Here is a 19100-nt window from a genome sequence, read left to right on the forward strand (position 1 = left end):
CGAATTTTTGATCAGCGTTCGACAGGGACGGACAGTGCTGCATTCCCCAGCGGATGCGTGCGCGCCGCAAAAAACTTCAGCGCCACACCTCTGCCATCAAACAACTCGAAATACCGCCGCTTCTGCTGGCGGATAAACCCTTCACTGCGGCCCGACACCGAGATCGCCAGCGTGCTCACATTGGCCTGGCGAATCGCGTCCACCAAGTGCTGATCCTGCGGCCCCAGACCGTGCCCGAAGATGCACAGCGCGCCCTCATGAGTCAGCAATTGCTCATAGCAGAACGACAGGTAATCCGAACTGCGGATGGTCTTGAGCTTCTCCTCCATCTTGCCTTCGCTGACAAACAGCGGCACATCGTCCAGGGTCTTGATCGTGTTGTTGATGGCAAAGCTGCTGAGCAAGGTGCTGTCGGTCGTCGGCAGTTTGCGCGCAGTGCCGTCGAGGTTGCGCACCAGGTGCAGGCCGCCGTGCAGGTATAGGATGCGTGTGGCGTCGGTGCGGGTGTTGCGCAGGTCGAAGCTGGCGTCGGCGTTGCGAAACAGGTCATCGATGCCCGGCGTGTGCAGGATCGCCCAGTAGTTGAGCAGATCGTAGTTACTGGTAAACACAGTGGCATAACCGGCCAGTTCCGTATTGATCGCTGCCAGTGTCGATGGCTGCACCAGGCGCCACGGGATATGCACCGCGTGGATGGTGTTGATCAACGCTTCCTTGATCGCGTAGTAGCGATTGCGCGGTGCCGCCGAGCTGACTGCCAAGGCCTTGTTGACCCGGCTGGTGGTTTTCAGCGCGCCCAGGGCTTGCTCGAAACTGCGGGTTTGCAGGGCGTCGAACACGCTGAGTTCAGAGGGGCTCAGGGGTTTTTCTTCGACGGTGCGGGCGTTTTCAAACAGCGAGTCGTAGGCAAAGTCTTCCCAAATCGTACGACTCGCGCCGTTGCCGATCAGAATCCCAGTGAAGTCGATGGCGCTGCGCAGGGCGCTCCAGTCTTCAAGGTGGGCGTCAATATCCTGGAAATCCTTCATTGCGGCGGGCTACTCGAAATCGGCTGGGCGGTGACTTTATCACGAGCGGGCGTTGATCCTGATCAAGATGCCGCAGGCCAGTGAGGTCGATGCTGTAGGCATAAATGTTATCCGAGGATTCGCCATGAGCAGCACCTTCTTCATTCCTGCCGTCAACATCATGGGCACCGATTGCCTCGACGAAGCCATGAACGCCATCCGCAATTACGGTTTTCGCAAGGCGCTCATCGTCACCGACGCCGGCCTGGCCAAGGCGGGCGTGGCCAGCATGATCGCCGAAAAACTGGCGATGCAGGACATTGACTCGGTGATCTACGACGGCGCCAAGCCCAACCCCAATGTGGAAAACGTTGAGAAAGGCCTGGCGTTGTTGCAGCACAGTGCGTGTGATTTTGTGGTGTCGCTGGGCGGCGGCTCGCCCCATGACTGCGCCAAGGGGATTGCCCTGTGCGCCACCAACGGCGGGCATATCGGCGACTACGAAGGCGTCGATCAGTCGGCCAAGCCACAACTGCCGCTGGTCGCCATCAACACCACCGCCGGCACTGCCAGCGAGATGACGCGCTTTTGCATCATCACCGACGAAACCCGCCACGTGAAAATGGCCATCGTTGACCGCAACGTCACGCCGCTGCTGTCGGTCAACGACCCATCGCTGATGGTCGGCATGCCCAAGGGGCTCACCGCCGCCACCGGCATGGACGCCCTGACCCACGCCATCGAAGCCTACGTCTCCACCGCCGCCACGCCGATCACCGATGCCTGCGCGATCAAGGCCATCGAACTGATCAGCGCCAACTTGCGCCTGGCCGTACGCGACGGCAGCGATAAGGTCGCGCGGGAAAACATGGCTTACGCGCAGTTCCTCGCCGGCATGGCCTTCAACAACGCATCCCTGGGCTTTGTGCACGCCATGGCCCACCAGTTGGGCGGTTTCTACGACCTGCCCCACGGCGTGTGCAATGCGGTGCTGCTGCCCCATGTGCAAAGCTTCAACGCCAGCGTCAGCGCCAAACGCTTGAGCGACGTGGGCCGCGCACTGGGTGCCGAGATCAAGGGCATCACCGCAGAAGAGGGCGCCCAAGCCGCCATCGCCGCCATCCGCAGCCTGGCCCAGGACGTTGAAATCCCCGCTGGCCTGCGTGAACTGGGCGCCAAGTTGCAGGACATTCCGCTGCTGGCGGCCAATGCGTTGAAGGATGCGTGTGGACTGACCAACCCACGTCGCGCGGATCAGCGTCAGATTGAGGAGATTTTTCGCAGCGCGTTTTGAATAGGGGCAGTGGCAAGCGGCAAGCGTTAAGCTACAAGTCGAATGCGTTTAACTTGAGCTTGCGGCTTGCCGCTGAGGTCCCCTTATGAGAGTTCTGTTATTCGGCGCCACCGGCATGGTCGGCCAGGGTGTTCTGCGTGAATGCCTGTTGGCTGCCGACGTGCAGGAAATCGTCGCCGTTGGCCGCACGCCACTGACCCAGGAACACGGCAAGCTGCATCAGGTATTGCACGGTGACATGCTGGATTTCCAACCCCTGGAAAACCTGCTGCAAGGCTTTGATGCGTGCTTCTTCTGCCTCGGCGTGTCTTCGGCCGGAATGAACGAAACCAGGTACACCCATCTCACCTATGACTTGACCCTCGTCGCTGCCAGCACCTTGGCGCGGCTCAATCCGCAGATGACGTTTATCTATGTGTCCGGCGCCGGTACCGACAGCTCCGAGGCGGGCAAGTCGATGTGGGCGCGGGTCAAGGGCAAGACCGAGAACGCCTTGCTGCGCTTGCCGTTCAAGGCGGTGTACCTGTTCCGGCCGGGGATTATCCAGCCGTTGCACGGTGTGCGCTCGAAGACGCCGTTGTACCAGGCCTTTTATTCCGTGCTGGGGCCTGTGCTCTCGTTTGTGCGCCGGGTCAAACCGAGCTGGGTGGTGAGTACCGAGACCGTTGGGCGGGCGATGTTGCAGGCGGTGAGCCACGGCACGCCGCAAGCGGTGGTAGAGCAGGGCGAGATCCACCGTCTGGCTGCCGAGCGTCGCTGATGTTGCACAAGAGCCTGGTGCGTCGCCTGGACCTGATCACCCTGCAGCTGTTTGTCGCGGTGTTCGAAGAAGGCACTTTGACCCGTGCCGCTGCCCGTGAGGCCATTGCGGTATCGGCCGCCAGCAAGCGCCTGATGGAACTGGAGCACGTGTTGGGCGTAAGCCTGTTTGTGCGCCGGGCCAAGGGCATGGACCTGACGGCCGCTGGCGAAACGCTGTTGCACCATGCACGGCAGATGCTGTTCAACGTCGAGAAGATGGGCCTGGAACTGGGCGAACACAGCCACGGTGTGCGCGGTTATGTGCGGATGTTGGCCAATCTCTCGGCGATCATTCAGTTCCTTCCTGAAGATTTGCGCGATTTTTCCGAGCTGCATCCCGAAGTGAAAACCGATCTGGAAGAGCGCCCCAGTACCGGCGTGGTGCAGGGCGTGCTGGACGGCGTCGCGGACCTGGGTATCTGCTCGTGCGACACAGACACCAAAGGCTTGCCCAGCGTGACCTATCGGCTCGACAAACTGGTGGTGCTGATGCCGGCGGATCATCCGTTGGGAGCGCGCCAGAGCGTGGCGTTCGCCGAAACCTTGGACAGCGACTACGTCGGCCTGCACGCCGCGAGCTCAATCAACATGCGTACCCACGCCGCTGCGCGCGAGGCCGGCAAGATGCTGCGCCTGCGTATCCATGTGCCGGGCTTTGATGCGATGTGCCGGATGGTCCAGGCCAATATGGGCATCGGTATCCTGCCGCACAAGGCCTACGAATTGTTTGGGCGCGCACTGGGTTTGCACGCGGTGCCGTTGACGGACAGTTGGTCTGATCGCCGTTTGATCCTGGTGGTGCGCGACGAAGCGCAATTGTCGCCAGTGAGTCGGCTGTTGTTCGATTACCTGAGTCTGTCGATGCCTTCCCTGGAGCAGCCTGCCAGCCTGGTCCTACGGAAAATTCGCTGAGCGTTCGCTTTTCGCGAACGCTCCTTGCCAACTGACGGTTGGATTTCTCCCGCCCCTGTCCTCTAGCCTTGGTCCACATTCCAAGAATAAGAGGTACACCCCATGACGGCTCCCCTGAGCGGTATCAAGGTGATCGAGATCGGTACCTTGATTGCCGCGCCGTTCGCCGCACGGTTGATGGCCGAGTTTGGCGCCGAGGTGATCAAGATCGAATCCCTCGGCCAGGGCGATCCGCTTCGTAAATGGCGAAAGCTGCACAACGGCACGTCGCTGTGGTGGTACCTGCAATCACGCAACAAGAAGTCGTTGGCGCTGGACCTCAAGTCCACGCAAGGCCTGGGCCTGATCAAGCAACTGCTTGGCGACGCCGACGTGCTCATCGAAAACCTGCGCCCCGGCGGCCTGGAAAAACTCGGCCTGGGCTGGGACGTGCTGCACGCACTCAACCCCAAGCTGACCCTGGTGCGCATCTCCGGCTACGGCCAGACGGGCCCTTACCGCGACCGTCCGGGTTTCGGCGCTATCGGCGAGGCCATGGGCGGCATTCGCTACACCACGGGCAACCCGGATTCGCCACCGGCGCGAGTGGGGGTGAGCCTGGGCGATTCCCTCGCGTCCCTGCACGCAGTGATCGGCACCTTGATGTCGTTGCTGCGGGTCAAGACCGGCCAGGGCGATGGGCAGATTGTCGACGTGTCCCTGGCTGAAAGCGTGTTCAACCTGATGGAAAGCCTCGTGCCGGAATACGACATGCTCGGTCATGTGCGCGAACGCAGCGGCGGGGCCTTGCCCGGCATTGCACCGTCCAATACCTACCTCACCGCCGATGGCGCCTATGTGGTGATTGCCGGCAACAGTGACCCGATCTACAAGCGGCTGATGACCACCATCGGCCGTATCGATCTGGCCGAAGCCCCCGAGTTTGCCCACAACGATGGGCGTGCGGCGCAGAGCGGCCTGCTGGATGCGGCGATTACCCACTGGACCAGCAGCCTGCCCATCGAGCAGGTGCTCAGCGCCCTGGAAGCGGCGCAAGTACCGGCCGGGCGTATCTATTCGGTGGCGGATATAGTCAGCGACCCTCACTACCAGGCACGTGACATGCTGCTCGACGCCGAGCTGCCTGGCGGCGTTTCGGTGAAGATGCCGGGCATTGTGCCCAAACTCTCGCAAACCCCCGGCGGTGTAAATTGGTCGGGCCCGGCCCTGGGCCAGCACACTGACGACATTCTCACCGGGCTGGGCCTCACCGGCGCCGATATTCAACGCCTGAAAACCACCGGAGTGGTGCAATGATCACTGATTATTCCGACCCGCTGATCGTGCAGGAAGTGTCCCCGCGCGATGGCTTGCAGATCGAACCGACCTGGGTCGAGACCGCCGATAAGATCGCGCTGATTGACCGGTTGTCACTTGCCGGTTTTTCGCGGATCGAGGCCGGTTCGTTCGTCTCACCCAAGGCTATCCCTGCGCTGCGCGATGGCGAGCTGGTGTTCCAGGGTATCGAGCGCAAAGCCGGTGTGATCTACGTGGCGCTGATCCCCAACCTCAAGGGCGCCGAGCGCGCCATTGCGTCTCGCGCCGATGAGCTGAACCTGGTGATGTCCGCCAGCCAGACCCACAACCTGGCCAATATGCGCATGCGCTGCGAAGCATCGTTGGCAGCATTTGCCGACATCGTCAGCTTTGCCGCCGAGCATCCGGTGCGCCTCAACGGCAGTATCGCCACCACCTTTGGTTGCCCGTTCGAAGGCAAGGTCGACGAAGACCGCGTGCTGCAGATCGTTGACGCCTATCGCAAGTTGGGCATTCAGGGCATCAGCCTGGCTGACACCACCGGCATGGCCAACCCCCGTCAGGTGCAACGCCTGGTCAAGCGCGTGCTGGAGCGCATTCCCGCCAGTGACCTGACGCTGCATTTCCACAACACCCGCGGCCTGGGGTTGTGCAATGTACTGGCCGCTTACGAGGCCGGTGCCCGTCGTTTTGATGCGGCGCTTGGCGGCCTTGGCGGCTGCCCATTTGCGCCGGGGGCCTCGGGCAATATCTGTACCGAAGACCTGGTCAACCTGTGTGAGGAAGTCGGGATTCACACCGGGATCGACTTGGCGCACCTGCTGGACATGTCCCGGCGCCTGCCGGCGCTGTTGGGCCATGAGTTGCCCGGTCAACTGGCCAAGGCCGGGCGCAATGGTGATTTGCATCCACCCCCGGCTTACATCGCCACGTTGTAACGCCTGCCAGACAACAAAAACAATCGGACGCCTGTGAGCAGTCCGCTGGAGAAGCACAATGAGCACTAATACGTTAGAGGCCGGCGCGCGCCCGGCCGGTGAAGTCGATCCCATCAAAGCCGTGGTCAAGAAGGTCGCCTGGCGCCTGATGCCACTGATCATGGTCTGCTACCTGTTTGCGTTTTTTGACCGCATCAACATCAGCTTCGCCAAGTTCCAACTGCAAGCCGACCTGGGCCTGAGCAACACCGCCTATGGCCTGGGCGCGGGGCTGTTCGTGATCGGTTACGTGATCTTCGAAGTGCCGAGCAACATGATGCTCTACAAGGTCGGTGCGCGCCGCTGGATTGCGCGGATCATGGTGTCCTGGGGCTTGGCCACGGCGGCCATGGTATTTGTCACGGCCGAATGGCAGTTCTATGCACTGCGCTTTGTGATCGGCGCGATGGAGGCCGGGTTTGCCCCTGGCGTGCTGTACTACCTGACGCTGTGGTTCCCCCAGGATTTCCGTGGGCGGATTACTTCCTTGCTGTTCCTGGCCTCTGCGTTCGCCGGGCTGGTGGGCGCGCCGTTTTCCGGCCTGGTGCTGGAGCACTTGGACGGCGTGCTGCAGATGCGCGGCTGGCACTGGTTGTTCCTGCTTGGCGGCTTGCCGTGTATAGGGCTGGCGTGGATGGTGCTGACGCAATTCAAGGATCGCATCGAAGATGCACCTTGGCTGAGCGCCGAGGAAAAAACCTTGCTGTCCAGCCGTATCGCCGTGCACGAAGTGCACAAGAAAGGCTCGTTGCTCCAGGCCCTGCGCATTCCGGGTTTCCTGATGCTGGGGCTGATCTACTTTCTGATTCAGGTGGCATCCTACGGCCTCAATTTCTGGGCTCCGCAATTGATCCGCAGTGCGGGGGTCGAAAGCCCGGTGGTGATTGGCTTGCTGACGGCCATTCCTTACATCTGCGGGGCGATCACCATGGTCCTTGTGGGGCGTTGGTCGGATGCCACGGGTGAGCGGCGCAAGTTCGTCAGCGGGCTGGTGGCGTTGGGCGCGGTAGGGTTCTTCTGTGCAGGGATCTTTGATAACCACACCACGTTCCTGATCATCGCCCTGGGCCTGCTGGGCGCGGGGATTATCGCGTCGATCCCGACCTTCTGGACCTTGCCGCCCAAACTGCTGGCGGGCGCGGGTGCCGGGGCGGCTGGCGGGATTGCGCTGATCAACACGTTGGGGCAGTTGGGCGGCATCGTCAGCCCGGTCATGGTGGGGCGCATCAAGGACATCACGGGCAGTACCACGCCGGCGCTTTATGTCATCGCTGTGTGCGCCTTGATTGCCGCAGCACTGTTGCTGTGGGGGTTGCCACACAAGCTGCGTACGTCCGACAAGCGCTGACGGTATTTCACGCGGCAGCCAGGGCTTTGGCTGGTGCGCCGCCGAATTGAATCAGCGCCACCCCACCTATCAACAACAACGCCCCAAGCACCCGGGGCGTTGTCAGTTGACGCTCCACCAGGCCAAACAGCCCGAAGTGGTCGAGCAGCAGTGATGCAATCAGTTGCCCCGCCAACGCCAGGGCAATGAACCCGGATGCACCCAGCTTGGGCAGCAGCATCAGCGCCAAGGAAATAAAGCACACGCCAAACGCGCCACCGGCCCACATCCATAACGGCGCCTGGGTAATGAATGCCAGGCTCGGCAAGGGCAGGCGCAGGGCGATGATCACCGGCAGCAGCACGATAATGCTCACCAGCAGCGATGCCAGGGTGGCCCACAATGGATGGCCCAGCCCGCGCCCGAGGTTGGCATTGATTGCACTCTGAAACGGCACCACCGCCCCGGCGATTACCGCCAGCGCCAATAAACCCAGCCATTGCAACGTTGTCATTTGGTATCTCCCAGAGGTTTTGCTGGACTCTAGGCTATTCGTCGCGCAAATTTAAATTCCTAGTTCTTATGCTGGATATGCAGCTGATGAATGATCTGCGCCGCATCGACCTCAACCTGTTGGTGATCCTCGACGCCTTGCTCAGCGAGCAACACGTTACCCGCGCCGCCGAGCGGCTGCACCTGAGCCAGCCGGCGGTCAGCCATGCGCTGGCGCGGTTGCGGGATGTGTTGGGTGATCCGTTGCTGGTGCGCCATGGCGGCGCGCTGGTGCCCACTGCGCGTGCGTTGGAATTGGCCGCACCGCTGGCCGAAGCCCTGGCCCAGGTGCAGGCGTTGCTGGCGCCGAATTGTTTTGATCCGGCGTCGGCCAAGCGCCGGTTTCGTGTAGCGATGTCGGACTACAGCGCGGCGATTTTCCTACCGGGATTGGTCCGCGTTCTGCGTCGTGAGGCGCCGGGCATCGACCTGCAAGTCATCCAGGCCAGCCGTGAAGGCATGGTCGACGGTGTGCTCAATGGCGACCTTGACCTGGCCGCCGGTGTGTTCCCCGACATGCCCGCCGAACTGCGCACCACGCCCTTGTTCGAAGAGCACTACACCTGCCTGGTGGACCGTAACAGCCTGCCGCCGGACGGCACACTCGACCTGCCCACCTACCTCTCGCGCCCCCACGTGCTGCTGGAAATGCGCGGCAGCGGCACGCCGGAAATCGAACGCGCGCTGACGGCGATTCGTCAGCGGCGGCATGTGGCGATCAGCCTGCCGCATTGGGGCGTGGCGCCGCAATTGATCGAGGGCACGGACCTGATCCTGACCGTATCGTCGCGGGGCTTGCGCGCTGTCGAGCATCCGCACTTATTGGCCGTAGCGCCGCCGTTTCATATTCCATCGTTTGCGTTTGAGCTGGCGTGGCATGCGCGGCGGGGAGGGGATTCGGGGATGCAGTGGTTGATGGGGCAGGTGCGCAGAGTTTTACAAGACTGAATAAGGATCGCTACCAAGACGCGGGTGGCTGACGACGGGTATGGAAAATCCGCATGACCTGCAACCGCCCCTCTCGAATGCGGTAGGGAACGATATAAGGCCATCGAGGCACCACCCATTCGCGAGTACCGGATACTCGGCCCTCTTTCCCCATTGCGGGAAATTGCGCGATGTTCTCAAGGCCGCTCAAAATTGCCTGGACGAACTCATAGGCCGCTTTGGGATTTTCTTCGGCAATGAAGGCCGCTTCGTCGTCAAGGTTCCTGAGGGCTACCCTCAGCCACTCAACCTGCATTGTTGCGCCATTTGTCGGCGATAGCTTTTACCTCTGCTGCCGTTGCGAAGTCACCCGCATCAGCTTCTTTGAGGGCTTTTTGAATTTCTTCAATTTGCCAGGCTTCGCGCGTCAAGTATTCGCGTAACGCATCAACTGCGAGAAAGGATTTGCTGCGCCCGGTGGCCTTGGCAAGACTGGCAAGCGTATCGGCGATTTCTTCCGGTATGCGTAGGGACATAACAGACATATATATCTCGATGTAGTGATGTGTAGTGAAACATACTACCTTGTCATCATGCTTGCAGTTTGCACCGTTCGTCAGAGTCATTATGGTCTAGGACATCTTCATGCTTACAGGACTCAATCACCTAACGTTGGCTGTCACTGATTTGCACCGTAGCCTGTGCTTTTACCATGACCTGCTGGGGCTTCGGCTTGATGCCACTTGGAGCAACGGCGCCTATCTCTCATTGCCGGGTTTATGGTTATGCTTGTCTCTGGACCCGCTGCGCGTCTCGACGCCTGCACCTGATTACACCCACTTTGCATTTACCACCGATGCGGGCGATTTCGCTGCACTGGTTGAGCGCTTGAGGGCTGCCGGTGTTCAGGAGTGGCGCGACAATCGTAGTGAAGGCGCCTCGTTCTACTTCCTTGACCCCGATGGACACAAGCTCGAAGCCCATGTAGGTGATCTGGCATCGCGTCTGCAGGCCTGTCGACAGAAGGCCTATCCAGGAATGAAGTTTTACCCCTAGCACCGGAACATACAGAATCCATCCAACTCACAGTCTTTTTTCAGAGTCGCCTTCATGACCCTATCCCTGCTGCTCGCCGTACTCGCCTCGGGTTTTATCTATGGCATTACACCTGGCCCTGGCGTGTTGGCCGTGTTCGGTATCGGTGCCGCCCGTGGTCGCCGCGCCGGGGCAGGTTTTCTGTGCGGGCATCTGCTGGGCGATGTGGTGTGGTGCAGCACCGCGTTGATCGCCATTGTCGGTGCGCGGGAAGTGGGCAGCACTGCGTTTGATGTGCTGGGCGTGCTCAGCGGCCTGTATCTGTTCTGGCTTGGCTGGCGGGCCATCCGCACGCAACGGCGCAGCAGTGACGACCCTCAGGGCGCCGCGCGGCATCCGTTCTGGCACGGGATTGTGTTCGGCCTGACCAATCCGAAAGCCTACCCGGTGGCGGTCGCGACCTTCACTGCGTTGCTGTCCAGCCGCGCCGAGTTGCTGACCTGGTCGATGCTGCCGTCGCTGATCTTCCTGAGCTTCGTTGGCGGTCTGCTGGCCTATGCAATCCTGATCGGCGTGGTCGGCGCCCAACGTGTACGCACGGTGTATCAGCGTCATGAAGTCCTCATCACCAAGCTCTGTGGCGTGATGTTTATCGGCTTCGCCATCAATGCGCTGGCCCATGCGGTGCCAGGCCTGTTCGCCAGCAAACCGGCATGAGATGTCGACGACCGTTCGTCGCGTCGGCAAGTTTTTTCTAAACCTTTACCGCCCTGAAAATTCGAATTCAGGGCGGGGTGTGTTCCCCGCCCTAATTTTTGCCCTGGAGGAACCCATCATGAGCCGCATGGCTATCCGGTTACGCACCGCCAGTTTCGCGATGCTGCTGGGCCTCGGCGCCAGCAATGCTTTCGCCCAGTCGCCTGCTGAATTCATCGAGCAGGCCTCGGCCAAAGGAATGGCCGATATCGAGACCAGCCGCATGGCCCACGCGAAAACCTCGTCCCAGGAAATCAAGGACTACACCATCGAGGTGATCAACGAGCGCACCCTGGCCAATCAGCACTTGGCAGCCATCGCCAAGAAGCTCGATCTGCCCGTGGCGCCACGTGAGAAAATTGTCGACAAAGCCGAGACCCTGATGCCCGAGCTCAAGGACGGCGACTCGTTCGACGCCGCCTATACCGCACAACAGGTCAAGGAAAACGAAGACGCTATTGCACTGTTCAAACAGGAAGGCGCCGCGTCGGATGTACCGGAAATAAAAGCGTTGGTCGATGAGACACTGCCAAAATTGGAAGAGCGCCTGCAGAAGGCCCGCGCCTTGGCGTCGACTTATGGCAAAGGTCATCAAGGCGACGGTTAAGGTCGTCACCTGAATTGAAAAACGGCGGTTGGATCCTCTCCAACCGCCGTTTTTTTATGCCTGGTTCAGATCGGTTTTAGTGGGCGCCGCGTCGTCGGCAGCGTGGCCGCAACTGCTGTTCAGGTTCAGGGTGCCGGCGTTGCCAATGCTGCGGTATTCCTGGCGCAGTTTTTCCAGCTCTTTGCGGTCCAGACCATCCAGGCTGAGTACGGCGTTCTGTGCATCTTTGGACACGCGCAGCAGCTCGTCGATCTTGATATGCAGGATATCGTTGTCGCGGTTCTGGGTGTTCTGGATCAGGAACACCATCAGGAAGGTGATGATGGTGGTCGAGGTGTTGATGATCAGCTGCCAGGTGTCGTTGTAGTGGAAATACGGCCCGCTCAGGCTCCACGCCAGGATCAATGCCGTCGCTGCGTAGAAGGTGCGGGGGCTGCCTGCCCAGCGGGACAGGGATTGCGAGACTGTGGAGAATTTCATGACCGTTTTCCTGGAGTGAAGGGGTGATGAACGTATGGACAGCAGGTGCTCTTTGAAATTTCTTTTTACAACTTGGCTGATGAACCAAACGGTGCGCTTTTTCTTCGGGTTTCAAGGCAAGGGCTTACATCGACCAGCAGTGGCGGGCGCAAGACTTTGCTTTTGCCTGGACTGCCCATGCGCGCCATTCCTACCCGCGATTTGCCCACGCTCTATTACCGGACTGAAGATCATTTTTTTACCGTGACCTGTCCGTTACGTCGGCGCTATGGCGCCTGCATCACTGCCTATTTCACCGATCTATTTTGCAACCCGTCGAACCTGTTGCTTATCCGCGTGGGCAACGCCCCGTCGGGTGACGCAATGACTGAGCCTCTGGGTCTGATTCGCCGCACCTGCCTGGCGATACAGGTGGTGATTCATGAGGAAAAGGTCGAGGGAGTGCATGAGGCACTGACGGAGCTCGGCTTGCAGCCTGCCGAAAGGACCACCACGATGGCGCTCGAACTGTCGCGTCGGGTGCCTTCGGTAAGTGAGCGTTTTTCGCAGATCAGCCTGACTCGGAACTTGAATGACTGGGCGCTTCCCATTGGCAATGCGTTCGCGGTCCCGCCCGAGGTGGTGGCGCATTATCAGGCTCGGCACCAGCGTGCCCTGGACGCCGGTCATTCACTTCACCACTTCACTTTGTCCGTCGAGGAGAGGGTGGCGTGTTCGTTGACGTTGTCGCTATGTGATGGCGTCGCACGGCTTAACGATGTCGGCACGATCAAGGAATTTCGTGGGCGGGGTCATGCCACTCAATTGATTAACGCTGCGCTGCTGCACGCTTCGAACCTGGGCGCCCAGCGATGCTTCCTAGAGGCGTCGATGGCGGGGCGCTCGTTGTACAGCACGCTGGGTTTCAAACCGTTGTTCGATTACCAGTACTTTAACCGTGGAGCGGTCGCAGGCACGTGATCAGAAGGCCATTTTCACCTGGCCGCGGTTCTCAAGGGTCAATAGATACTGCTTGGCCTCAAGCCCTCCAGCAAAGCCGGTCAAGGTTCCCGAGGCACCGATGACCCGATGGCACGGCGCGATGATTGAAATCGGATTACGCCCATTGGCCGCACCCACGGCGCGCACGGCGTTGGGGTTGCCGATCTGTAGGGCGATCTGGCTGTAGCTGCGGGTTTCGCCGAAGGGGATGGTCAGCAATGCCTGCCAGACCTGCTTCTGGAACGCGGTGCCGTTGAAATCCAGTTCCAGCTCGAAGGTGCTGCGCGTGCCGGCGAAGTACTCCTGCAACTGGCGCTCGGTTTCCAATAGCACGGGGCTTTCATTGGCTTCGTGCAATTCGCCCAGGCGCACGCGGTTGGCGCGTTCTGTCTCCCACAGGATTGCACCGAGCTTGCCATTGCGCGCCACCAGGGTGAGTTGGCCAACGGGGGAGGGCATGAGTTTGTATTCGTACACCATGAGCGGGCTCCTATGGGCGGGTGTAGTGCCAATCTAAAGCATGCCGCCCCGGTCAAAACTACGTTTCTTGCGGTGGAATTCGGCGGCGTCAGCGGTCCTGCTGCAGCACTTTAAGCGCAGTCGACGAGATCCCGGCAATCACGCTGAGGAACGCCTCGACCAACACACTTTTTGTTTCAGTCGCGGTCAAGACTAACAACTGTGCACAGGCGTCCGCCTCGATCAGCGGCCTGTACTTGATGCCCTTGTTCATCAAGCTTTGCGTGCATTCCGGTACCAGCGCCACCCCTTGGCCAGCCGCCACCAGCGCGATGATCGAGGTGATCTGCCGCCCAGTCGGGCCAGGGCGCAGGGGCACGCCGTGGTGTCGGTAAAGCTGTTCGATGGATTGGTTAAGCCCCGAGCCATAATCCGCCGGAAACAATATCAGTGGGTAGGCACTGAGCTGCGCCAAGCTGACCTCGGCCAGGCTCGCCAGTGGGCTGTCTGTGGACACCGCCGCTACCAACCGCTCCTCTCCCAGGGATAGCACCTGCACTTCTCGGGGGGGCGGTAGCAGTCGGCTCAAGCCGATATCCAGCCGCCCATCCGCTACCTGAGCGCCCAGGCTGCCGGAGGCGCACTCCAGCAGCGTCAACTGCACATCCGGATATCGCTGGGCAAAAGACTGGATCGCTTGGCTGAACAGATCTGAGAGGGCTATTGAGCTGGCATAACCAAGCGCCAGCTGCCCGGCAGTGCCTGCGGCCAATTTGTTTGCGATCACCTGTGCCACGTCGATCTGTTCCAACACGCCGCGTACATAGGGCAGAAACGCTCGTCCTTGGGCCGTGAGGGTCACCGTGCGGCTGGTGCGGTCAAACAGTTTGAAACCCAACTCTGCTTCCAGCGCTGAAATCTGCCGTGTCAGCGGTGGTTGCGCGAGGTGCAGGCGAATGGCAGCACGGCCGAAGTGCAATTCCTCGGCGACCGTCAGAAAGTAACGCAGCTTGCGTAGGTCGAGCATCCTGGTCCTTGGGTATCAATCGGTCGGAATTCGGTATTGGTCCCAGACCCGCAGGCCATTCTATAAAGACCTTTCAAAATAAGACGAGAGGTTTCATGAAATCGCGCCTGCATTGCGCCCGCCTTGCCCTGTTCCTGTGTGGCTGCGCGGCGTTTCTCAACCTGTATGCAACCCAGAGTATCCTCCAGACCTTTGCCGCGCAGTTCCACCTCAGCCCCAAGGCCGCAGGTTGGAGCATCACGGTGACCACTCTCGCCGTGGCGATCACTGCGCCGTTTGTCAGTCGTGTGACCGGTCGTTTCGAGCAACGCACGGTGATCTGCGTGGCCGCGCTGTTGCTGGCGGTGCCGACATTGATGACCGCCTATGCCGGCAGCTTTGCCGAAGTGCTGGTGTTGCGCTTCGTGGAGGGCATGGTCATACCGGTGGTGTTTGCCACCAGCGTGGCCTATATCGGCGACCGTTGGCATGGCGGCACCGTCACCGAAGTCACCAGCCTGTATGTCGCCGGCACCGTGCTGGGTGGGTTTGCCGGACGCTTCGTCACGGGGATGGTGACCGAGTACTTCGGTTGGCGCGAAGCCTTTGAAGTGCTGGCGGTGTTGAGTTTGATGGTCGGTGGGTTTATCCAGTTTCTGCTGCCGGCCAACCGCGCGCGGGAGGTCCAAGTCCGCGCTCCTTCTTCGAGCGTTTTTCGCAAACCATTGTTGGCTGCTTACGCCGTAGGTTTTTGTGTGTTGTTTTCCCAGGTTGCAGCGTTTACCTACGCAGGTTTGTACCTCGGCCTACCGCCGTTCAACCTTGGACCGGCGGCCTTAGGCACGCTGTACATGGTGTTTTTGTTGGCGCTGATTGTGATCCCCATCGCCGGCCGCCTGAGCAAGGCCCGTCCCCATGCCCAATTGCTGACGGTAGCTGCCGTGCTTGGCGTAAGCGGATCAGCCCTGACGCTGATCCCCTCTCTGTGGTGCATCGTGACGGGCCTGGCCCTCAGTTCCACCGGCGTGTTCCTCGCCCAGGCCGCAGCCAATGCCTTCACCACCGCCACCGCGCACGACAACAAGGCCGGTGCCGTTGGCGTCTACCTCACGTGTTACTACTTGGGCGGCAGTTGCGGTGCAGTCGTGCCAGCGCTGATCTGGGAGCGTTGGGGCTGGGACGGTTGCGTGGCGCTGATCATCGTGTTCCAGCTGTTGATCTTGTTGATCGCGCTGACAGGTTGGCGACCCTACGAACCTATGCGGGGCCAACCCTCATGACGTTGCCTGCCGGGCCTGGATGGCTGGTTGCAACGGTGCTAAAGAGTCGCACCCAGCGAAAATGGAATGCGCAACGCACCGACAGCGCCCTCGCGGGTGCCACACATTTCGTCATGGGCGCACTGCTGCACCAACACACAGGGAAACGGTGGAACGTCCTGCAACAGGTCGCGTAAATGCGTGCTGGAGCGCAGGTGCAGGGTCTTGCCGTTATCGTCCAGCAATGTCATCTCGACGTGATCGAGCTTCACACGGGCAATATAGAAACCGCCCTCCATGGACAGCAACTCAAGACCCCGTATTTCACCTTTCTCGGCCAGTTTGGCCAGCTTCTGCACATTCATTTTTCACCCCCGCGTTGACTGTTATTGGCGACGAAAGAACAACGTGACCTGGCCCCACTCCACGCCGAACTTGGACATGCTTGACCGGTTGATCATCGTGTCCTCGTCCATCAGGTACATCCAGTCGTCAAAACTCACCTCGTACACCGAGCCATCCACCGGGAGGTTGAGGCGGTAGCGCCACCGCAACGCGTTCCCGGCGACTTCGCCGATGGCCTCGCCCAACACATCACCCGCTCGCCCGCGCCAGCGCCCTGAACCATCGGGCGTGAGCGTCCACACGCGGCGCTGGCGAGTGCCGTCGCTGTACAGGAACTTTTCGTCGAGAATCAGTTTGTCGCCCTCGCGATGACTGGCGATATCCACTTCAAAACGCTTGGCGACTTCGCCCGAGCGTTTCTCGAAGATGCCCCAGGCTTTCACGGGTTTGCTGAAGAAACGCTCAAGATCCAGCGCAGGTTTCTGGTCGGCGTAGTGTCCGACCTCTACATTGCTGCAACTGGCCAGGCTCAAAACCAGCAACAGTGAAATCAGCAGGCGCGTCATTGCCCGGCTCCTTGATCGTGCGAGGCTCGGTGCCTGCGCTCAAGGTCTGATAGTTGTACAGAATTCTGTATTTGTACAGGTTTTGCGGGCGGGAAAATATTGGCATAAAAAAACCGGCCTCCAGGGACCGGTTTCTTTATGCATCCCCCGCCAAAACCATGTTGGCGTGGGATCTATGTCTGAGTGGAGCGGGTAGAGGGAATCGAACCCTCGTCGGAAGCTTGGGAAGCTACTGTTCTACCATTAAACTATACCCGCTCAGAGCGGCTGACTTTGTACCAGATGTTCACTTGGATTTGAAGTTTTTCTTTGAAAATGTGCAGGTTGCGGCGAAGGCGTGTGCTCCTTCGCCACAACGAGCGTGGCGTTGAGTCGTCATTTCAAACCGCAAATGCATGCTGTGCCTGACCTTGGTGATAACGCAATCGGCTGATCTGCCGCGCCGGTTTCAAAAAGCCCACCACTGCCTCCCGGCTGTCCTTGCATGCCGCTTTATGCTCCATGTCCAGAAAATGCCCCGTCGCCTGGATGGTGCTGAAGCTGCTGTTGGCCACGTAGTTGCCGAACTGCCTGGCATCCTGGGCGCTGGTGTATTCGTCCCACTCGCCGTTGAGGAACAGCACGGGAATGTCGATCGCCTTGGCGGCCTTGAGGTAGCACAGTCGGTCGCTGGTGAGCACTTGGCTGATGTGGAAGTGCATCTGCCCATATTCGTGCTCGGCCAGGCTGCTGACATGCTTGTAGTTGAAGCGCTTGAACAGCGACGGCAGGTGTTTGCCGATGGTGTTGTTGACGAGGTGGCCGACACGGTCGCGGTCGAGGTTGCCGAGGTAGTCGACACCGCGCTCCAGGTAGTCACGCATGGGCGCGTTGATCACTGGGGAGAACGAGCTGATCACGGCCTTTTCCACGCGACGGGGGCGGTGGGCGAGGGCGACCAGGGTAGCGGCGCCGCCCCAGGAAAACGACAGCACGTGCTCGGCGGCAAAGTGGTCGATGAGTTCCAGCAAGATCTGGCCCTCGACTTCCTTCGTCAGCATTTGCTCATGGCGGTTATGGATTTTGGAGCGGCCGGCGTAGGGCTGGTCGTACAAAACCACGTTGAACTGCGGGTGCAGGCTTTTCACGGTTTGGGCGAAGGATGCCGTGGTGGCCATTGAGCCGTTGACCAGAATGATGGTCTTTTCAGCCTCGTCCGCGCGATAGAACTCCGTGTAAACCCGATACTGACCCTGTATATCCAGCACAGCGATTTCTGGCCTCATGTCGTAAGACTCCTGGCAAGCGGGTAGGGCGCGCAGATAACTCTGCACGAGCTTTGTGACAGGTAGGCATACGCCTGAAAATGGAGGCCCATGTCGGTCCGATGACGGCTGGCCGACGGGTGTTGTTATGGCGGGCTGTTTGCCTGGAAGGCCCGTGGGATAAAGCGCGGGCGGGGGCAAGGTGTTTCTTGGAGGTTATAGGCGACTCGCCAGTCATATTTAAACTGGTGAGCTTGATTCAAGCACAGACTCGGGATGTCGCAAGGCGTAAAAATGGGTTTTTGCCATCACCGGCTGAACGGTCATCAGACCTGGCGGATTTCCTCAAGCGTCAACGACCTATATTCGCCCGGCGCCAGCGCAGCATCCAATTCGAGCGGCCCCATGCGCTCGCGATGCAAGCCGATCACTTTGTTGTTGAAGTGCCCGAACATGCGCTTCACCTGGTGATAACGGCCTTCGATAATGCTCAGTCTCGCGGTCGTCGGCCCCAGCAGTTCCAATGCGGCGGGCTGGGTGGTGAGGTCTTCAAACGCAAAGTACAGGCCCGCCGCAAACGTATTCGCGTACTCGGCGCCGATGGTCTGTTCTGTTTCAACGAGATAGACCTTGGGCAATTTGGTCGTCGGTTGCGTCAGGCGGCGCGACCACTGGCCGTCATTGGTGATCAGCATCAGCCCGGTGGTGTTGAAATCCAGACGGCCGGCGATATGCAAGTCGGCGGTGTCCGGTTCATGCAGCAGGTCCAGCACCGTGGGGTGTTGCGGGTCCGACGTCGCGCTCACACACCCCTGAGGCTTGTGCAGCATGAAATACCGCGCAGGTTTGCCCGCCTGCAGCACGTTCTCATCAACGCACACGCGGCTGAACTCCCGTACTTCATGGTGAGGGTCGCTGACGGCCAGCCCATCGACGGTCACCCGTCGTTCTACCAATAACAAACGCACTTGCTTGCGGTTGAACTGCGACAGGTTGCTGAGGAAACGATCAACTCGCATCGCGGCTGCGCAGCTGTTGATCGACTTGGGCGCAGCGCGGGCACAGGCAGGCTGTGTTGCGTAGCTCGTCCGGCAACGCTTCGAGCACCGCGGTATCGATGGTGACGCTGAAGCACCAGCAGGCCTGGTCGGCGGTACGTGGGTCGGCCAGGGTGCAGTCGTTGCGGGCGCCGCAGGCGGGGCAGAGGGTTGGCGTGGTCATGGGCTGCATCGGGCAAGGTTCGCTTGGCCTTGCACGATACAGCGCCAA

Annotated in this window: 24 protein-coding genes and 1 tRNA gene; 12 read left to right on the forward strand and 13 right to left on the reverse strand. The window is 60.2% G+C overall.

Translation table 11 applies throughout. The features are described from left to right. Positions 1–11: 11 nt before the first annotated feature. Positions 12–1028: a DUF4917 family protein gene (locus NDJ82_RS16710; protein WP_250925886.1), complete on the reverse strand. Its 1017-nt coding sequence runs from the start codon at positions 1026–1028 to the stop codon at positions 12–14. A gap of 124 nt (positions 1029–1152) precedes the next feature. Between NDJ82_RS16710 and yiaY the strand changes: the two genes are divergently transcribed. From yiaY to NDJ82_RS16740, 6 genes are all read left to right on the forward strand, one after another. Further along, positions 1153–2301 (forward strand): L-threonine dehydrogenase, encoded by a 1149-nt coding sequence (gene yiaY / locus NDJ82_RS16715; protein WP_158878949.1) that lies wholly within the window; start codon positions 1153–1155, stop codon positions 2299–2301. Between the two features lie 85 nt (positions 2302–2386). Then, on the forward strand, positions 2387–3061 hold the full coding sequence (locus NDJ82_RS16720; protein WP_250925887.1) for an NAD(P)H-binding protein: 675 nt from the start codon (positions 2387–2389) through the stop codon (positions 3059–3061). Next, entirely contained in the window at positions 3061–4014 is a 954-nt protein-coding gene (locus NDJ82_RS16725) for a LysR family transcriptional regulator (protein WP_099587534.1), read from the forward strand. The genes NDJ82_RS16720 and NDJ82_RS16725 overlap by 1 nt, the downstream gene beginning before the upstream one ends. A gap of 102 nt (positions 4015–4116) precedes the next feature. Next, positions 4117–5310 (forward strand): CaiB/BaiF CoA transferase family protein, encoded by a 1194-nt coding sequence (locus NDJ82_RS16730; RefSeq protein ID WP_191947710.1) that lies wholly within the window; start codon positions 4117–4119, stop codon positions 5308–5310. After that, on the forward strand, positions 5307–6248 hold the full coding sequence (locus NDJ82_RS16735; protein ID WP_099587532.1) for a hydroxymethylglutaryl-CoA lyase: 942 nt from the start codon (positions 5307–5309) through the stop codon (positions 6246–6248). The genes NDJ82_RS16730 and NDJ82_RS16735 overlap by 4 nt, the downstream gene beginning before the upstream one ends. A 58-nt stretch (positions 6249–6306) precedes the next feature. Next, positions 6307–7635, forward strand: a complete 1329-nt coding sequence (locus NDJ82_RS16740; RefSeq protein WP_099587531.1) for an MFS transporter — start codon at positions 6307–6309, stop codon at positions 7633–7635. A 7-nt stretch (positions 7636–7642) separates the two neighbouring features. Here the strand turns inward: NDJ82_RS16740 and NDJ82_RS16745 are convergent, their stop codons facing one another. Next, a complete protein-coding gene (locus tag NDJ82_RS16745) occupies positions 7643–8128 on the reverse strand; it encodes a DMT family transporter (RefSeq protein WP_250925888.1) in 486 nt (161 codons plus the stop codon). Between the two features lie 77 nt (positions 8129–8205). Between NDJ82_RS16745 and NDJ82_RS16750 the strand changes: the two genes are divergently transcribed. Next, complete coding sequence (locus tag NDJ82_RS16750) at positions 8206–9114, forward strand: LysR family transcriptional regulator (protein WP_425416867.1); 909 nt, start codon at positions 8206–8208, stop codon at positions 9112–9114. Between the two features lie 10 nt (positions 9115–9124). On the opposite strand, the gene NDJ82_RS16755 is transcribed toward NDJ82_RS16750, so the two are convergent. Together NDJ82_RS16755 and NDJ82_RS16760 are read right to left on the reverse strand one after the other, a co-directional pair. Beyond that, positions 9125–9409, reverse strand: coding sequence for a type II toxin-antitoxin system RelE/ParE family toxin (locus tag NDJ82_RS16755; protein ID WP_112193992.1), 285 nt, complete (start codon positions 9407–9409; stop codon positions 9125–9127). Then, positions 9399–9638: a CopG family ribbon-helix-helix protein gene (locus NDJ82_RS16760; RefSeq protein ID WP_112196918.1), complete on the reverse strand. Its 240-nt coding sequence runs from the start codon at positions 9636–9638 to the stop codon at positions 9399–9401. Before NDJ82_RS16760 ends, NDJ82_RS16755 begins: the two co-directional genes overlap by 11 nt. Positions 9639–9738: 100 nt before the next feature. Here NDJ82_RS16760 and fos point away from each other — a divergent pair, with 100 nt between their 5' ends. From fos to NDJ82_RS16775, 3 genes are all read left to right on the forward strand, one after another. Beyond that, complete coding sequence (gene fos, locus NDJ82_RS16765) at positions 9739–10149, forward strand: fosfomycin resistance glutathione transferase (RefSeq protein ID WP_099587526.1); 411 nt, start codon at positions 9739–9741, stop codon at positions 10147–10149. A 54-nt stretch (positions 10150–10203) separates the two neighbouring features. Next, positions 10204–10845, forward strand: a complete 642-nt coding sequence (locus NDJ82_RS16770; RefSeq protein ID WP_099587525.1) for a LysE family translocator — start codon at positions 10204–10206, stop codon at positions 10843–10845. Positions 10846–10963: 118 nt separating this feature from the next. Further along, positions 10964–11491, forward strand: a complete 528-nt coding sequence (locus NDJ82_RS16775; RefSeq protein WP_016975135.1) for a DUF4142 domain-containing protein — start codon at positions 10964–10966, stop codon at positions 11489–11491. 54 nt (positions 11492–11545) lie between these two features. On the opposite strand, the gene NDJ82_RS16780 is transcribed toward NDJ82_RS16775, so the two are convergent. Beyond that, positions 11546–11971 (reverse strand): low affinity iron permease family protein, encoded by a 426-nt coding sequence (locus NDJ82_RS16780; protein WP_099587524.1) that lies wholly within the window; start codon positions 11969–11971, stop codon positions 11546–11548. Positions 11972–12016: 45 nt separating this feature from the next. On the opposite strand from NDJ82_RS16780, the gene NDJ82_RS16785 reads away from it, so the two are divergent. Beyond that, positions 12017–12931, forward strand: coding sequence for a GNAT family N-acetyltransferase (locus NDJ82_RS16785; RefSeq protein WP_352230442.1), 915 nt, complete (start codon positions 12017–12019; stop codon positions 12929–12931). Here NDJ82_RS16785 and NDJ82_RS16790 read toward each other — a convergent pair whose 3' ends face one another. Then, on the reverse strand, positions 12932–13432 hold the full coding sequence (locus tag NDJ82_RS16790) for a methylated-DNA--[protein]-cysteine S-methyltransferase (protein ID WP_099587522.1): 501 nt from the start codon (positions 13430–13432) through the stop codon (positions 12932–12934). An 88-nt stretch (positions 13433–13520) separates the two neighbouring features. Beyond that, complete coding sequence (locus NDJ82_RS16795; protein ID WP_250925889.1) at positions 13521–14438, reverse strand: LysR family transcriptional regulator; 918 nt, start codon at positions 14436–14438, stop codon at positions 13521–13523. A gap of 95 nt (positions 14439–14533) precedes the next feature. Between NDJ82_RS16795 and NDJ82_RS16800 the strand changes: the two genes are divergently transcribed. Then, positions 14534–15697 carry an MFS transporter gene (locus NDJ82_RS16800; RefSeq protein WP_250925890.1) on the forward strand — a complete coding sequence of 388 codons (1164 nt, stop codon included), beginning with the start codon at positions 14534–14536 and terminating at the stop codon, positions 15695–15697. Positions 15698–15735: 38 nt separating this feature from the next. Here the strand turns inward: NDJ82_RS16800 and NDJ82_RS16805 are convergent, their stop codons facing one another. The 6 genes from NDJ82_RS16805 to NDJ82_RS16830 form a co-directional block, all read right to left on the reverse strand. Beyond that, on the reverse strand, positions 15736–16041 hold the full coding sequence (locus NDJ82_RS16805; RefSeq protein WP_250925891.1) for a DUF6482 family protein: 306 nt from the start codon (positions 16039–16041) through the stop codon (positions 15736–15738). Positions 16042–16062: 21 nt separating this feature from the next. Then, positions 16063–16587: a DUF3833 domain-containing protein gene (locus NDJ82_RS16810; protein WP_250925892.1), complete on the reverse strand. Its 525-nt coding sequence runs from the start codon at positions 16585–16587 to the stop codon at positions 16063–16065. Between the two features lie 184 nt (positions 16588–16771). Beyond that, a tRNA-Gly gene (locus NDJ82_RS16815) sits at positions 16772–16845 on the reverse strand. Positions 16846–16967: 122 nt separating this feature from the next. Next, a complete protein-coding gene (locus NDJ82_RS16820) occupies positions 16968–17852 on the reverse strand; it encodes an alpha/beta fold hydrolase (RefSeq protein ID WP_250925893.1) in 885 nt (294 codons plus the stop codon). A 305-nt stretch (positions 17853–18157) separates the two neighbouring features. Continuing rightward, positions 18158–18850 (reverse strand): 16S rRNA pseudouridine(516) synthase, encoded by a 693-nt coding sequence (locus NDJ82_RS16825; RefSeq protein ID WP_250925894.1) that lies wholly within the window; start codon positions 18848–18850, stop codon positions 18158–18160. Beyond that, on the reverse strand, positions 18840–19052 hold the full coding sequence (locus NDJ82_RS16830; RefSeq protein WP_099587575.1) for a cysteine-rich CWC family protein: 213 nt from the start codon (positions 19050–19052) through the stop codon (positions 18840–18842). Before NDJ82_RS16830 ends, NDJ82_RS16825 begins: the two co-directional genes overlap by 11 nt. Positions 19053–19100 lie beyond the last annotated feature (48 nt).

The sequence above is a fragment of the Pseudomonas sp. SR18 genome (assembly GCF_023701505.1).
Classification (GTDB): Bacteria; Pseudomonadota; Gammaproteobacteria; order Pseudomonadales; family Pseudomonadaceae; genus Aquipseudomonas; species Aquipseudomonas cyclaminis.

Coding starts and splice junctions, on each gene's coding strand:
- NDJ82_RS16710 (WP_250925886.1), bottom strand. CDS start 1,028: ATGAAGGATTTCCAGGATATTGACGCCCACCTTGAAGACTGGAGCGCC.
- yiaY (WP_158878949.1), top strand. CDS start 1,153: ATGAGCAGCACCTTCTTCATTCCTGCCGTCAACATCATGGGCACCGAT.
- NDJ82_RS16720 (WP_250925887.1), top strand. CDS start 2,387: ATGAGAGTTCTGTTATTCGGCGCCACCGGCATGGTCGGCCAGGGTGTT.
- NDJ82_RS16725 (WP_099587534.1), top strand. CDS start 3,061: ATGTTGCACAAGAGCCTGGTGCGTCGCCTGGACCTGATCACCCTGCAG.
- NDJ82_RS16730 (WP_191947710.1), top strand. CDS start 4,117: ATGACGGCTCCCCTGAGCGGTATCAAGGTGATCGAGATCGGTACCTTG.
- NDJ82_RS16735 (WP_099587532.1), top strand. CDS start 5,307: ATGATCACTGATTATTCCGACCCGCTGATCGTGCAGGAAGTGTCCCCG.
- NDJ82_RS16740 (WP_099587531.1), top strand. CDS start 6,307: ATGAGCACTAATACGTTAGAGGCCGGCGCGCGCCCGGCCGGTGAAGTC.
- NDJ82_RS16745 (WP_250925888.1), bottom strand. CDS start 8,128: ATGACAACGTTGCAATGGCTGGGTTTATTGGCGCTGGCGGTAATCGCC.
- NDJ82_RS16750 (WP_425416867.1), top strand. CDS start 8,206: ATGCAGCTGATGAATGATCTGCGCCGCATCGACCTCAACCTGTTGGTG.
- NDJ82_RS16755 (WP_112193992.1), bottom strand. CDS start 9,409: ATGCAGGTTGAGTGGCTGAGGGTAGCCCTCAGGAACCTTGACGACGAA.
- NDJ82_RS16760 (WP_112196918.1), bottom strand. CDS start 9,638: ATGTCTGTTATGTCCCTACGCATACCGGAAGAAATCGCCGATACGCTT.
- fos (WP_099587526.1), top strand. CDS start 9,739: ATGCTTACAGGACTCAATCACCTAACGTTGGCTGTCACTGATTTGCAC.
- NDJ82_RS16770 (WP_099587525.1), top strand. CDS start 10,204: ATGACCCTATCCCTGCTGCTCGCCGTACTCGCCTCGGGTTTTATCTAT.
- NDJ82_RS16775 (WP_016975135.1), top strand. CDS start 10,964: ATGAGCCGCATGGCTATCCGGTTACGCACCGCCAGTTTCGCGATGCTG.
- NDJ82_RS16780 (WP_099587524.1), bottom strand. CDS start 11,971: ATGAAATTCTCCACAGTCTCGCAATCCCTGTCCCGCTGGGCAGGCAGC.
- NDJ82_RS16790 (WP_099587522.1), bottom strand. CDS start 13,432: ATGGTGTACGAATACAAACTCATGCCCTCCCCCGTTGGCCAACTCACC.
- NDJ82_RS16795 (WP_250925889.1), bottom strand. CDS start 14,438: ATGCTCGACCTACGCAAGCTGCGTTACTTTCTGACGGTCGCCGAGGAA.
- NDJ82_RS16800 (WP_250925890.1), top strand. CDS start 14,534: ATGAAATCGCGCCTGCATTGCGCCCGCCTTGCCCTGTTCCTGTGTGGC.
- NDJ82_RS16805 (WP_250925891.1), bottom strand. CDS start 16,041: ATGAATGTGCAGAAGCTGGCCAAACTGGCCGAGAAAGGTGAAATACGG.
- NDJ82_RS16810 (WP_250925892.1), bottom strand. CDS start 16,587: ATGACGCGCCTGCTGATTTCACTGTTGCTGGTTTTGAGCCTGGCCAGT.
- NDJ82_RS16820 (WP_250925893.1), bottom strand. CDS start 17,852: ATGAGGCCAGAAATCGCTGTGCTGGATATACAGGGTCAGTATCGGGTT.
- NDJ82_RS16825 (WP_250925894.1), bottom strand. CDS start 18,850: ATGCGAGTTGATCGTTTCCTCAGCAACCTGTCGCAGTTCAACCGCAAG.
- NDJ82_RS16830 (WP_099587575.1), bottom strand. CDS start 19,052: ATGACCACGCCAACCCTCTGCCCCGCCTGCGGCGCCCGCAACGACTGC.